This is a genomic window from Mixta mediterraneensis, assembly GCF_030283135.1.
Classification (GTDB): Bacteria; Pseudomonadota; Gammaproteobacteria; order Enterobacterales; family Enterobacteriaceae; genus Pantoea; species Pantoea mediterraneensis.
Map to the genome: position 1 here is coordinate 1 of NZ_JASUAZ010000007.1, position 13,978 is coordinate 13,978.

Genomic DNA, 13,978 nt, shown 5'->3' on the forward strand with positions numbered 1-13,978 from the left:
ACCTAAGCACTTCCGGGCGCGGTTATGCCTCGCCCGTCTTTCCAACCTCTGCCTGCCTCAGTCTTTCAGCAAAATGGCGCGGCAGGTTTTGCCTTTGATTTTTCCCTGCCTGAGCTTTACCAGGGCCGATTTTGCCTGGGCGGCTTCAATGGCGACATAAGCATGGTTAGGTGCCAGATCGATTTTACCAATCTGATCGGCGCGATAACCCGCCTCGCCGGTTAGTGCGCCCAGAATATCGCCTGGACGAATTTTGGCTTTGCGACCGCCATCAATGCACAACGTCATCATGGCTGCGGGTAGCGCTTTACTGCTGCCTTTTTTCAGCGTGCTGGTGGCAATCCAGGGCAGCGGTTGTTGTAAAAAGTCTTCCAGCGCATGCGCCCGGACCATTTCATCGGCCGCCACGAAACTGACTGCAGCTCCTTCTTCACCGGCACGAGCGGTGCGTCCAATGCGGTGCAAATGCACTTCCGGGTCCCATGCCAGCTGATAATTTACTACCAGCGCCAGCGATTTAATATCGAGGCCACGCGCTGCCACATCGGTTGCTACCAGCACGCGGCCGCTACCGTTGGCGAAACGGATTAATACGCGTTCGCGATCGCGTTGTTCTAAATCGCCATGCAGTGCCAGCGCGCTAATGTCACGATCGTTCAGCGCCGCGGCAACCTCATCGCATTCGCGTTTGGTGTTACAGAACACGACGCAGGATGATGGCTGACGCTCGCTCAGTAACGCAATCAGTAGTGGCAGCTTTTCGTGGTTGCTGGCCTCAATAAACTGCTGTTCGATGTCTGGCAGCTCGCTGACTTCTTCCGTTACCACACTTAAGGCGTCGCGTTGAAAACGCGTGCTGATGGCAGCAATGCCTTCCGGCCAGGTCGCCGAGAACAGCAGCGTCTGGCGCGCTGCCGGCGTGGCTTCGATAATCGTTTCCATATCATCCCGGAAACCCATCTCCAGCATACGATCCGCTTCGTCCAGTACCAGGGTGCGCAGGTTATTGAGCTTTAAATTTTCGCGCTTGATATGATCAAGAATACGCCCCGGCGTGCCAACCACGATGTGGGGCGCGTGGCTTAAAGAATCACGCTGGGCGCTGATGGGCTGACCACCGCACAGCGTCAGAATTTTGATGTTGCGCGTGAAGCGCGCCAGCTGGCGCAGCACATTGCTGACCTGATCCGCCAGTTCTCGCGTTGGGCATAAAATGAGCGCCTGGGTCTGAAACTGTGCGCTGTCAATAGCGTGCAACAACCCAATGCCAAAGGCTGCGGTTTTTCCGCTACCGGTTTTCGCCTGCGCACGCACGTCACGCCCCTGTAAAATGGCGGGTAGCGTGGCAGCCTGAACCGGCGTCATGCTGGTGTAGCCCATCTCGCGCAGGTTACTGAGTTGGCTGTCGGGAAGGGAATTGAGGGTAGAAAAAGCAGTCACGGCGCGGCCTCTGAGGCTAAAAATAGGGCATTATTGCGCGCGCAAGTCTGGCAGAAAGTGCGTTCGACGGCAACGGCAACCTTGAAGGTTAACAATATGAATATGTCCGCCTGGCGGGCATTAGGAATCACCTGAAGTTTACCTGTTATGGTTGGTTTTTTTTAATCAGTTAAGGGCGAAGGCGTAATAAAGTGCTGCCTTAAAAAAAAGAGCAAGGCCAGAAATAACTTTATAATTATCCGTTTTTTAAAATTATTTTTTAATTAAATCAGATGAATCTGTTTTATTTGCTCCAGTAATACAATTAATCATTAAAAAATACATCCTACCTTGCCGATAAAAATCTTAAGCTAATTGCTTTATATTTAGCGCGCCATATTCCTGTCACAACGACCGTTAGAGGATTTTTTCATTGAGTAGTATCCAGGGACCACATGAAGATGTGCTTAAAATAGTGGGCCGCGCCGTGTTGACGTTGCACGTTCATGGGGAGAGCTTGTCGGCTGACAAAGTTGCTTCGATGATCGGCTGTTATGCGGAAGATGAGCCCTGTGATCAGGAAGATCGTCGCTTATATGCGTTGGCAATGGAATTGATGTCAAAAGCGAGCCTGATAAAAAGCGTGTAACACTGCTACGGGTCAGCCTTCTCAAGGCCTCCTTCGGGAGGCTTTGTTCTTATCTGGCCTACTAAAGATCACAATACCGCTATACAGGCAACGGGCAGGGTGCGATGGCAGTATTGCTGAACCTGCTCATATGCCACTCTCTTTTAGGCTGCTACCAGCAACGAATCGATAAATTTGGTCCTACCAAACGGGCCGAAAAATTTTCCTGCTTCACAGAACAGGAAAATTCATAGCATTAATATTGCCTGAACTTAACAAACCATTAACTATCTGTTGCCAGTACGCTTCAAACCCTTTTTTTGGTCTGACCAAAACAGGCTTGTAAACGTTGCGGGCGCGCTGACATGGCTGCGCACGCCTGTTTACCGTTCCTCTGGAGATAACAGCATGCAGGTTTGGCAACAAAACTATGATCCGCTCGGCAATATTTGGTTGTCCAGCCTGATCGCATTGATCCCTATTATTTTTTTCTTCTTCGCCTTGATAAAGCTAAAACTGAAAGGCTATGTGGCGGCAACGGCTACGGTAGTGCTGGCGTTGCTGGTGGCGTTATTGCTTTATCGTATGCCAACCGGACAGGCTTTAGCCTCGGTGGGTTACGGCTTCTTATACGGTTTATGGCCAATTGCATGGATCATCATCGCCGCCGTATTTGTGTACAAAATCTCGGTAAAAACCGGGCAGTTTGACATTATTCGCGCTTCAATTTTGTCGATTACGCCCGATCAGCGTTTACAAATGCTGATTGTGGGCTTCTCGTTTGGTGCCTTCCTTGAAGGCGCCGCGGGCTTTGGTGCGCCGGTTGCGATTACTGCTGCGCTGCTGGTTGGGCTTGGTTTTAATCCATTGTACGCGGCTGGTTTATGCCTGATTGTGAATACCGCGCCAGTGGCGTTTGGAGCGATGGGCATCCCGATCATTGTTGCGGGGCAGATCACCGGCCTGGACAGTTTCGAGATCGGCCAAATGGCCGGTCGCCAGTTGCCGCTGCTGACGATCATCGTGCTGTTCTGGATCATGGCGATCATGGATGGCTGGCGCGGCATCAAAGAAACCTGGCCGGCGGTGCTGGTAGCAGGCGGCTCCTTTGCGATTGCACAGTTTCTCAGCGCTAACTTTCTCGGCCCGGAACTGCCAGACATCATCTCTTCGCTCACCTCACTGGTGTGTTTAACCCTGTTTTTGCGTCGCTGGAAGCCGGTTCGTATTTTCCGCTTCAATGATGTGGGGGCGTCAGTGGTCGATCAGGATCTGACGCGCAAAAAATACCGTACCGGGCAGGTGATCCGCGCCTGGATGCCGTTCCTGTTTCTCACTGCCACCGTAACCCTGTGGAGCATTCCACCCTTCAAAGCTCTGTTTGCTAAGGAGGGACCGCTGGCTGACTGGGTATTTAGCGTGCCGGTGCCGCTGCTGAATGATCTGGTAGCGCGTATGCCGCCGGTGGTTAACAGCGCCACGCCTTATCCGGCTATCTTTAAGTTTGATATTGTCTCTGCGACCGGCACGGCAATTTTGCTGGCCGCAATCATGGCGATGGTGTTCTTACGCATGAAGCCGAAAGCAGCGCTACAGACGTTTGGCGAAACGCTGAAAGAGCTGGCGTTACCGATTTACTCAATTGGCATGGTGCTGGCCTTCGCTTTTATCTCCAATTATTCCGGCTTGTCGGCGACGCTGGCTTTAGCGCTGGCGCATACTGGTGACGCCTTTACGTTCTTCTCACCGTTTCTTGGCTGGCTGGGCGTGTTTCTTACCGGTTCGGACACGTCATCTAACGCGCTGTTTGCCGCGTTACAGGCAACAACGGCACAACAGATTGGCGTCCCGGATGTGCTACTGGTCGCGGCGAATACCACGGGCGGCGTTACCGGTAAGATGATTTCGCCACAATCGATCGCCATTGCCTGCGCGGCGGTGGGATTAGTCGGTAAAGAGTCCGATTTATTCCGCTTTACGGTTAAGCACAGCCTGATATTCACCTGTATGGTGGGCGTGATCACCACGCTGCAGGCTTACGTTTTTTCCTGGATGGTTCCATGACACAACCTGTCCCACCCCTGGCGGAACATCTGGTGGTACGCCTGAAGTCATATATCCGTGAACATCAGCTGGAGCCGGGTATGCGTTTGCCTGCCGAGCGCCAGTTATCTGCCGAACTTGGCGTCTCGCGCTCATCGCTGCGCGAGGCAATTCAACAGCTGATCAGCAGTGGCATGCTGATCAGTCGGCGCGGCGGGGGCACCTGGTTACGACAGCAGCCTGCCCCATGGTCGGAACAGCGGATTGTAGAGCCGATTCGGCAACTGCTGAGGGACGATCCCGATTACCGCTATGACATTCTTGAAGCGCGTCACGCCATTGAAGCCAGCACGGCTTGGCACGCCGCATTGCGTGCCACTGAATCCGACAAAGAGAAGCTGCAATACGCTTTTGACGCCACGCTCAAAATGAAACAGAGCGACGATCCCGATCTCGCCGCCCAGGCCGATCTACGCTTTCATCTCGCCATCGCCGAAGCCTCGCATAACGTGGTGTTGCTGCAAACCATGCGCGGCTTGTTTGATCTGCTGCAATCGTCCGTGATGCAGAGCCGCCTCCGTATGTATACCCAGCCGGTAATTTTTGCCCGCATCACCGAACAGCATCGGGTAATGCTGGATGCTGTTCTCGCGGGGGATGCCGAAGGGGCGCGTCAGGCTGCTATGCAGCATCTCGGCTTTATTCACACCACCATGAAAAATCTGCATGAAGATGAAGCGCGTCAGGCGCGTATTACCCGCTTGCCGGGCAATGAATCACGCAACCGTAAGGAAAACGACTCATGATTATCTCTGCTGCCAGCGATTACCGCGCCGCTGCGCAACGCATTCTGCCGCCATTTTTGTTCCATTATGCCGACGGGGGGGCTTACGCCGAGCACACCCTGCATCACAATGTGGACGATCTGGCCGGTGTCGCGCTGCGCCAGCGTATTTTAAAAAACATGTCGGATCTCAGCCTTGAAACGAAGCTGTTTAACGAAACGCTTTCCATGCCGGTCGCGCTGGCGCCGGTCGGTTTGTGCGGCATGTATGCGCGGCGTGGTGAAGTACAGGCGGCGCGTGCGGCAGCGCTGAAAGGCATTCCGTTTACTTTATCGACCGTTTCCGTATGTCCGATTGAAGAAGTTGCGCCAGCAATTAATCGTCCTATGTGGTTCCAGCTCTACGTGCTACGCGATCGTGGTTTTATGCGTAATGCGCTGGAGCGTGCCAAAGCAGCAGGCTGCTCAACGCTGGTATTTACGGTGGATATGCCTACGCCTGGCGCGCGTTACCGTGATGCGCATTCCGGGATGAGCGGCAAAAACGGCGTGCTGCGCCGCTATTTACAGGCAATAACGCATCCGCAATGGGCGCTGGACGTTGGCTTACAGGGGCGACCACACGATCTCGGTAATATTTCTGCCTACCTTGGCAAGCCGACCGGGCTGGAAGATTACATCGGCTGGCTGGCGAGCAACTTTGATCCCTCCATTTCATGGAAAGACCTGGAGTGGATCCGCGAATTCTGGGATGGCCCGATGGTTATAAAAGGCATACTTGATCCAGAAGATGCACGTGATGCGGTACGCTTCGGCGCAGACGGCATTGTGGTTTCCAACCACGGCGGACGTCAGCTGGATGGTGTGCTTTCTTCGGCGCGCGCACTGCCTGCTATCGCTGATGCGGTGAAGGGCGACCTCACTATTCTGGCGGACAGCGGCATCCGCAACGGATTAGATGTGGTGCGCATGATTGCGCTGGGTGCCGATACGGTGCTGCTGGGGCGAGCCTTTATCTATGCGTTAGCGACGCATGGCCAGCGCGGCGTGGAAAATCTGCTCAACTTAATTGAGAAAGAGATGCGTGTCGCAATGACGTTAACCGGTGCCAAATCAATCAGTGAAATCAGCCGGGATTCGCTGGTGCAGACTAATGCGCTGCTTAGCGAGGCAGCTCCTGTGCAACCACGCGCGGTGAGCTGACGCGCGAAAACAAATGTGTTGTCTATACTTACCTTCTTTACCAACAGGAGGAACGACATGACCATTCATAAGAAAGGATCGGCGCACTGGGAAGGCGATATTAAGGGAAAAGGCAACGTAAGCACTGAAAGCGGCGTACTGAACCAGCAACCTTATGGCTTTAACACCCGCTTTGAAGGGGAAAAGGGCACCAATCCGGAAGAGTTGATTGGTGCAGCGCATGCAGCCTGTTTCTCAATGGCGTTATCGCTGATGCTGGGCGAGGCGGGCCATCCCCCGAAAAGCATTGACACGACGGCGGATGTTTCTCTGGATAAGAAAGGCGAAGGCTTTGCCATTACGAAGGTGGCTTTAACCAGCACCATCGAACTGCCTGGCATTGATAAAGCGAAATTCGATGAAATTATCAATAAAGCGAAAGCAGGCTGCCCGGTTTCACAGGTATTGAATGCTGAAATTACGCTTGATTATACGTTGAATAACTAAGCGTGCAGCACAGACCGCCTTTTTGGTGGTTTGAGTATTATGCCAGGACAGCACGGTTCTGCTATGAACTGCACCAGATGCGCCTCAGGGCGCATCTTCGCTTTCTGGCCTGAGCAGGTATAAATGGGGCAGGGTATGGCGTTGTGAAACTGGTTAACAGTCAAGTCTGAGGCGCGTGGTCAGTATTCAACTACAGAGTGCTGAGATAAGTGCCTCCTACGACAGGCGGCCCACTTTACGGCTTTAACAGGCACGCCTGGCGCGGTCATGGTACAGCGTATCCCGGCACTGCCTGCGCTTGTCTCTGAAGCGGGGCTGGCTTCACGTTCGGTAACCGTGTCCCGCCAGAGGCCGTTGCCAGGCGGTTACAGCCCCTACCACACCGCTTCCGTACGATAATGTTTATAATCTGCTGTTCCTGAAGGTTCTTTATCTGGCAGTAATGTACTGCCATACATTTTTAACCACTTCTGAAAGGTTTATAGCTGTGCAAGATTTTCAGCTTTCCAGCACCTGACCGCAGTACCGTTCCCCAGTAGCCGCAGCGACTGAGGATTGCCGCAGGCAGCCGTTGCATAAGGGCAGCGTTCCCGGAAATAACAGCCCTCTGGCAGCTTCCGGTTCCCTGGCAATTCGGTATTACTGGGCGCGCCATCCAGTGCAGCACCAATCCGCGGTACTGATTCCATCAGGAGACGGGTATAAGGATGGCCGGGAGCGTCAAGGACCTGTTTCGCTTCGCCAACTTCGACAATCTGGCCGAGGTACATCACCGCCACGCGATCGCTCATATGGCGAACGACGGACACGTTATGTGAAATAAGAACATAGGTAAGATTCTGCTGTTGCTGCAAATCGACCAGCAGATTCAGGATCTACGCCTGGACCGAAATATCCAGCGCTGAAGTTGGCTCGTCCAGAACCATAATGTCAGGCTGTGCCGAAAGAGCGCGTGCAATGGCAATACGCTGGCGCTGACCACCTGAAAAAGCATGCGGAGGTCTGTCGAGATATTCAGGACGAATACCGACTTTCGCAGCCAGAGAGTCGGCGAGCTTACGCCGCTCTTTTTCGCCAGAACGCGACTGAATCCATACCGGCTCTGTAATGGTTCTCCAGACGGGCAGGCGGGGATCAAGGGAAGAGAGGGGATCCTGAAAAACCATTTGCATGCTGCGCCCAGACCACGAGCCGGGAGAGGTTGTTAGTTCGAAACGGCCCGAGGTGGGTTTGAGCATGCCCATAAGAAGTTTTGCCAGCGTACTTTTACCGCATCCTGATTCGCCCACAATTCCCAGGGGCTCGCCCCGCTGAACAACCATGTCCAGTCCGTTCAGCGCATGAACGCGCTCGGTGACCTTTCCCCGCCAGTTGGTTTTTGCAGGAAAATTTACGTGAACGTCGTTTAGTTCAGGCAGAGCTTCAGACATGGGCATTCTCCTGCTGTGAGTACCAACAGGCTACCTGCTGCTCTAAAGCGCCTGAAGGCCGTAACTGAGGGGGTTTACCACAGGCTTCACCGGCTGCAAAGCAGCGTTCACGGAAGGCGCAGCCTGATGGCAGTTTTGCCAGATTAGGCACGGTACCCGGAATGGAAGCCAGTTCCTCGCGAGGTTCGCGCGCATCTGGCGAACACGCCAGCAGTCCCACAGAATAAGGATGAAAAGGTTTCGTCAGCACGCCACGGGTAAGACCGCTTTCAATGACCGAGCCGGCATACATTACGTACAGCCTGTCACAGACCTGTGACACGACGGCCATATCGTGGCTGATAAAGAGTACGGCTGTTCCGGTTGAAACCGCTTTTTGCTTCAGCAATCGGAGTATCTGCCGCTGCACCGTCACGTCCAGGGCCGTGGTTGGTTCATCCGCAATAAGCAAATCCGGATCACAGGAGGAAGCCAGCGCAATCATGACACGCTGACGCATACCGCCAGACAATTCGAAAGGATACCTGCGCAATGCTGTCAGCCGTTTCAAAAGGGATCTGCTTCCTGTTACTCAACAGCCAGGAACTGATCCGCTTTTCGCTGGGCGTCTGATGACTGTAAGCCGCCTCAATCGCTTTGAAGAATTTCGTATTTGCGTTCATTTTGGCTTCAATGTTATTTGGTTGTCATTGCGTGAATGTCTGACATAAAACTAACAAAGCACGATGTATGCCATTTTTAGAAAATCATTAGTTTTCTTTTTAATTCAAAAGAATATGAATATTTAAGGCTTAGGCGGAGAAAAGCGTGCAGGCGACAGAGTGCCATGCTGGCGCAACACTAATGGCATTCTCATCACAACTGTGCAACTTCTGCATCAGGGAAATTTGATATACGTCCGGATTTTCACTATTGCGCAGGCGGAAGAACAGCGGCCTGCGCCGCTGCTCTTTCATTCAAATAAAGACAGGGAGATAGTTTTTAACTGCATCAATAAAATGGAGCGCGGCAGTAGGTAACGGCCTGTTTTTACGGGCAAGAAGGCAGAACTCGGGGGCGGGCAGAGCCACATCTTCAATGCGCCGCAGGCATGATGCTGAGCATAAAACATGCATACAAATTCGGGGCGCGATCAATGCCCCGGTTTTATTGGGGGTTCTCTAGTTAATAAGGATACCGGAGGAGCTTAGGAAGTGTCATGGTGAACGGGGCTAAAACCCTTCAGACGTATTCACCTTCGTGCCGTTTAGTACGTATATCGCTGCGGGCAATGCGATACGCCTTGCCCGGATCGCCCGCCACAAATTCGAATGTCGGCGAGTAATAAAACGGCAGCCAGCCGCCGTAGCCGCTCTCCCACTCCCAGCGAACGGGACACGGCCACAGAATGCCATCATACAAAATGTAATAAACCCAGCGTCCGCTGGGACGACGGGGGCGTGATTTTTTCATGGGATTCACAACGGTAATAGTGAACAACAGCTTATATTTTGTACGCTAAAGCGCCACCTTGCAATGTTGTAGACAGGCTTTCTTATTGCTGGCCCTACTCTAGCGATGCACTTCACCACACAGCAGTACCACGTTTGGTCGCACTTTGTGGATGCGATCTGCCATCTGTTCACAGACAACTTTTGTGGGATAAATCCGTTCCGATACCGGCAACGCATCACAGGCATCATGACCGCAGGCGCTCACTAACAACACAAATCCTATCAACATGGCTCGACTCCTTTACACGGTCTGGTGGCTCGGACTGTGATGTTTTTTATCCTTTTTAGTGATCCAGTATAGACAAACGTGTCGGCACAGCATTATCAGCCTGAGCGGTAAAGAACTTAACCCGAGAAATACCAGGCAGGCAGCAGCGCGATAAGATTGTTTAACGTATGCAGAAAAATGGGGAGTGCCAGGCTGTTGCTGCGCAGACGAGCGTAGCAGAGCAGCAGAGAAAACAGCGTCAGTGCGATAAGGGTTTCCCAGTGCACATATTGCGTATGCATTATCGCGAACAGTAGCGACGTTAATAACATACAGGCGAACCGGCTACGAGGCGCCCACAGTAAGAACGCCTGTAACAAAAAGCCGCGAAACAGTACCTCTTCAAAGACCGGCGCCAGCAGTACTGCTGTCAGCAGCAATATCAACAGCGAATGTCGCCCTTGCTGCGCTTGCTCAACCAGCCAGCCCCCCGGCTTTGTGCCGCCATCAAAACAAACAGCGCAATAATAAACAGCAGCGTCTGTAACGGTCGCAACTCACCGAGAGGCAGGTCGGCACGACGCTGGCAGTAGAAGCGATAGAGCGGATAGATCACCGCGAATTCGAACAGGCAAAGCACCGGCACTAATAAACCGTCACTACGCAACACACCGTAGTTAGGAAACAGCGTAATCAGCATAGTAATGAGGTAATAGACCACAAAGCTGCCGGCGTAAAACAGCGTCAGCGTCACTCTGTCGGAATTGGTGTTCATAAGCGGCCCAGCCAGCGAAGGTTAGCGCATAGTAGCAATGCGCCTGATCGCTGTCGAGTCACCGGGAGAGACAATATTTGCGCGTTATTTACCTGATCAGGCTAAACCGCCAGCACACTGAGCCGATAACTGAGGGAATGTTTTCGGGCAAGGCAGCATACATTGTCAGCACGATGAAACCCGAGCCGAATTTTTCGCTTTGTTGTGAGCTTTCTTAATGACTTTTGTACCCCAGGAACCACCGCTGCGCCCTTTTTTAAACGGAACTGAAGATCGTACCGTCCGCTTTACACGGCGCAGCCTGCGCACGCTTACGCTGCTGCTATTCAGCGTATTAATACTTTCCGTGCTCATGGTGCTGACTATCGCCAGTCGGCAAAACCAGTTGTCGATTGAGCATGATCAGATATTGATGATGCAAGCCTGGGAAGGGCGTAAAGAGGCGATGATCACCGACGTCCGTGATTATGCCTTTTGGGGAGAAGCCTGGCGTAATTTGCATATTACGGTGAACAAAACCTGGGCTTACGATGAAGAAAACATCGGGCCGGGCCTGTATGAGGAATATCACTACGAAGGGGTCTTTGTGGTTGATGGCAGCGGCCACACCACGTATTCAGTGATTAATGGCAAGCTCAGTGATACGAAGCTGGAGGCCTGGCTGGGGGAAAGCAGCCTGTCGCTGATTGCCAAAGCACGCACGTTAAATAATGGCACCGTGGCGCGCAACGCGCTGGTGGATCATCAGCCTGCGATTGTGGTGGCTGCGCCAATCAGTACGGGTAAAGTGTCGGGCCTGGCGAAAAAAGCGGGTCCGCCATCGGTGCTGGTTTTTGTCAATCTGTTTACGCCGGCCAAGCTGGAAGCCCTGGGCGCGGCGCTCGGTGTAAGCGGTCCGCGCTTTGCCCAAAACGAAGTGGATGCCAAAATGATCCCGCGTTTGGTGGAAGACGTGCCGGGAGGCGAGCCGCTGGTGTTGCGCTGGACGGCAAAGTTGCCGGGAATGGAATTGATTTGGTTTCTGCTGCCACTGCTGCTGGTGATGGGAATCATCATCGCGTGGATTACACGTCGCGTCAGCCGCCACGCGCTGCACAACGCGATTTTATCCGATCGCCGCTTCGCCATGCTGGCGGTGAGCCAGCAAGAGCTGGCAAACAGCGAGGCGCGCTTTCGCGACCTTGCTGAAGCCGCTTCAGACTGGATTTGGGAAACCGATGAAGAGGGGCGGCTGATTTATTTGTCGTCGCGTTTCTTCGTGGTGACGGGGCATGAAATTCCCTTCTGGCTGGGCCGCCATATTGATCATCTGCTGACTCATCCCAGCTATTCTTTAGTGACCTGGCTGATGCGTCAGGAGTCTGAGCCGCAGCAAATACCGCTACGCTGTCAGTTTATGTCTGCTCAGGGCGATCGGCGCATTGGTCAGCTGGTAGCAAAAACCGTCTGGTATAACAGCAAGCGCATTGGCTTTCGCGGCACGGTATTGGATATTACCCAGAGTATGGAAGCGGAAGCGCGTATTCAATTTCTGTCACGTCACGATGTCTTAACCGGCCTGCCAAACCGTATCCAACTGCAGGAATTCCTCACCCGTCACCTTGAGCAATACAATCAGGATATGCCGCTGACTGTTATCAGCCTCGACCTTGATCAGTTCAAACCGATCAATGAAACCTGGGGGCATGCGGCGGGAGATTTAGTGCTGAATCAGATGGCGCAGCGCCTCAAAAATTGGGTTGGCCCACATGAGCTGGCCGCCAGGCTTGGCGGTGATGAGTTTGTGCTGATCCTGCGGGAAGGCGATCGAGAAAAAGTCAACGAACGCTGTGCCCAGCTGCTGCATGATGTTCAACAGCCGATCACTACGGGCCAGCATGTGCATTATCTTACCGCCAGCATGGGAGTTGCCTGTGCGCCGCAGGATGCGTCCCATTCCGAAACGCTGCTGCGTATGTCCGATATGGCACTCAATGAAGCGCGTGTGTCCGGGCGCAATCAGTGGATTTGGTATGCCAATGAAATGGCCAGCCAGCGCGAAAGCAAACGCGAGATGGCGCGTCGGATTGAGCGAGCCCTCAAAAATGAGGAGTTTCGTTTGTACTACCACCCACGGTATCAGCTGCTGAGTGGACAGCTAGCGGGGGCAGAAGCGCTGATCCGCTGGCAAACCTCGCTGAATCAGTGGATCACGCCGGACCGCTTTATCCCGCAGGCAGAAGAAAACGGTCTAGTCGCGGCGATCAGTGACTGGGTGTTAAAACGCGCGTGTGAAGATGTGCTGGCATGGGGCGGCGATCGCTACGTTTCGGTCAATATCTCACCGGTAGAGTTTCGTAGCACCGATTTAGTGCAGCGCATTGCTAACGTGCTGGAAGTCAGCGGATTACTGGCGTCGCGGCTGGAGCTGGAGATCACTGAAAACGTTACGTTCGAACACCCGAAGCAGGCGCTGGAAGTCATGCAGGGTTTGCGCGCATTGGGGGTGCGTTTAACGGTAGATGATTTTGGCACCGGTTACGCGGCGCTCGGCTACCTTAAAACCTTTCCGTTTAATGGCCTGAAGATTGATCGCTCATGGATGAAGGATTTCCCGGAATCACAGCAGGCGCAATCGGTGGTGGCAGGCATTATTGCGTTGGCGCGTGCATTCGCCCTGACCATTACCGCTGAAGGGATTGAGACAGAAGCACAGCTGAACCAGCTTAAAAAGCTTTCATGCGAAGAAGGGCAAGGATATTTCCTTGGCCGCCCAATGCCACTCGCGGCGTTCAGTATGCTTCTGGAGAGGACGACGCTAAATCATCAGGATCAGGCTTAACGTACTTTCACAGCAACAAACGTCATTAAAGCGGCGAAGCCAATAAAGATTGCAAGTTCCATAATCATTACCCCAGAAAAAACTTAAGTAATTTTAGCGCTCGACAGGTGTTTTTTTAGACGGCAAGTGCGATTTGTCTGAAAAATTGTGATCCCGACCGCTTTTTATTTCTGCCGGTTCTCTTTTTTCGCCCAATACGGCAGGTTGACAATCAAAGGTTTGGTATGCGGACACGCTTTGCTACTCTTTGGCTCAGGGTTAACACGTCCAAGAGGAGATCAAACGTGAATCATTATGGAAAGGCGCTGGTTGTGATGGGATTCTTTGCCTTAACCGCGTGTCAGTCAGCCAGCAACCCCAAAACCGCTGCGGTGCCTCAGGATCCAGAAAGCGATCGCTGTGGCGCTTCGCAGTACCAAAATTACGTAGGTAAGCCGTTATCTTCGTTAAGCAGCCAACGCTTCGATCATCCGGTTCGCGCCATTCCGTGGAATTCAGCGGTAACGATGGACTTTAATCTTAACCGGCTGAACTTTATGGCAGACAAGAGCGGCAACATCAATCGGGTTTATTGCGGCTAATACGGAATAGGTCGGGTATTGTCATACGGTTGTCATGGAGGCAGGCGAGGATAGTTCCGCTGCCCGAACGCATTCGAATTGCAGAAAACCGGCAAGCTGTTAAGCCC

11 protein-coding genes and 4 pseudogenes are annotated in these 13,978 nt (G+C 53.0%); 8 read left to right on the plus strand and 7 right to left on the minus strand.

Annotated features, from left to right (window positions below):
- Positions 1–57 precede the first annotated feature (57 nt).
- Complete coding sequence (gene dbpA / locus QRY16_RS06630; RefSeq protein WP_289776060.1) at positions 58–1,440, minus strand: ATP-dependent RNA helicase DbpA; 1,383 nt, start codon at positions 1,438–1,440, stop codon at positions 58–60.
- A gap of 412 nt (positions 1,441–1,852) precedes the next feature.
- Here dbpA and QRY16_RS06635 point away from each other — a divergent pair, with 412 nt between their 5' ends.
- From QRY16_RS06635 to QRY16_RS06660, 6 genes are all read left to right on the plus strand, one after another.
- Positions 1,853–2,068: a hypothetical protein gene (locus QRY16_RS06635; RefSeq protein WP_193403659.1), complete on the plus strand. Its 216-nt coding sequence runs from the start codon at positions 1,853–1,855 to the stop codon at positions 2,066–2,068.
- Between the two features lie 387 nt (positions 2,069–2,455).
- On the plus strand, positions 2,456–4,111 hold the full coding sequence (lldP, locus tag QRY16_RS06640) for an L-lactate permease (protein WP_289776061.1): 1,656 nt from the start codon (positions 2,456–2,458) through the stop codon (positions 4,109–4,111).
- Positions 4,108–4,896: a transcriptional regulator LldR gene (lldR, locus tag QRY16_RS06645; protein WP_289776062.1), complete on the plus strand. Its 789-nt coding sequence runs from the start codon at positions 4,108–4,110 to the stop codon at positions 4,894–4,896. Before lldP ends, lldR begins: the two co-directional genes overlap by 4 nt.
- On the plus strand, positions 4,893–6,077 hold the full coding sequence (gene lldD / locus QRY16_RS06650) for an FMN-dependent L-lactate dehydrogenase LldD (protein WP_289776063.1): 1,185 nt from the start codon (positions 4,893–4,895) through the stop codon (positions 6,075–6,077). Before lldR ends, lldD begins: the two co-directional genes overlap by 4 nt.
- Before the next feature lie 57 nt (positions 6,078–6,134).
- A complete protein-coding gene (locus QRY16_RS06655) occupies positions 6,135–6,563 on the plus strand; it encodes an OsmC family protein (protein WP_193403655.1) in 429 nt (142 codons plus the stop codon).
- Between the two features lie 267 nt (positions 6,564–6,830).
- The gene (locus QRY16_RS06660; RefSeq protein ID WP_289776064.1) at positions 6,831–6,962 is read left to right on the plus strand and encodes a hypothetical protein; all 132 of its coding nucleotides are present in this window, start codon (positions 6,831–6,833) and stop codon (positions 6,960–6,962) included.
- 80 nt (positions 6,963–7,042) lie between these two features.
- Here the strand turns inward: QRY16_RS06660 and QRY16_RS06665 are convergent.
- The 6 genes and pseudogenes from QRY16_RS06665 to QRY16_RS06690 form a co-directional block, all read right to left on the minus strand.
- Positions 7,043–7,993: pseudogene (locus tag QRY16_RS06665) on the minus strand (oligopeptide/dipeptide ABC transporter ATP-binding protein).
- Positions 7,986–8,525 (minus strand): annotated as a pseudogene (locus QRY16_RS06670) (oligopeptide/dipeptide ABC transporter ATP-binding protein); the annotation flags it as partial. The pseudogenes QRY16_RS06670 and QRY16_RS06665, both read right to left, overlap by 8 nt.
- Positions 8,518–8,655 (minus strand): annotated as a pseudogene (locus QRY16_RS06675) (MurR/RpiR family transcriptional regulator); the annotation flags it as partial. The pseudogenes QRY16_RS06675 and QRY16_RS06670, both read right to left, overlap by 8 nt.
- Positions 8,656–9,214: 559 nt before the next feature.
- On the minus strand, positions 9,215–9,445 hold the full coding sequence (locus QRY16_RS06680) for a hypothetical protein (RefSeq protein ID WP_193403653.1): 231 nt from the start codon (positions 9,443–9,445) through the stop codon (positions 9,215–9,217).
- A 99-nt stretch (positions 9,446–9,544) separates the two neighbouring features.
- On the minus strand, positions 9,545–9,715 hold the full coding sequence (locus QRY16_RS06685; RefSeq protein WP_193403652.1) for a hypothetical protein: 171 nt from the start codon (positions 9,713–9,715) through the stop codon (positions 9,545–9,547).
- A 116-nt stretch (positions 9,716–9,831) separates the two neighbouring features.
- Positions 9,832–10,469, minus strand: a pseudogene (locus QRY16_RS06690) (lysostaphin resistance A-like protein).
- A gap of 217 nt (positions 10,470–10,686) precedes the next feature.
- On the opposite strand from QRY16_RS06690, the gene QRY16_RS06695 reads away from it, so the two are divergent.
- A complete protein-coding gene (locus tag QRY16_RS06695) occupies positions 10,687–13,290 on the plus strand; it encodes a bifunctional diguanylate cyclase/phosphodiesterase (protein ID WP_289776065.1) in 2,604 nt (867 codons plus the stop codon).
- Between the two features lie 284 nt (positions 13,291–13,574).
- Entirely contained in the window at positions 13,575–13,871 is a 297-nt protein-coding gene (locus QRY16_RS06700) for an I78 family peptidase inhibitor (RefSeq protein WP_193403649.1), read from the plus strand.
- Positions 13,872–13,978: the final 107 nt, after the last annotated feature.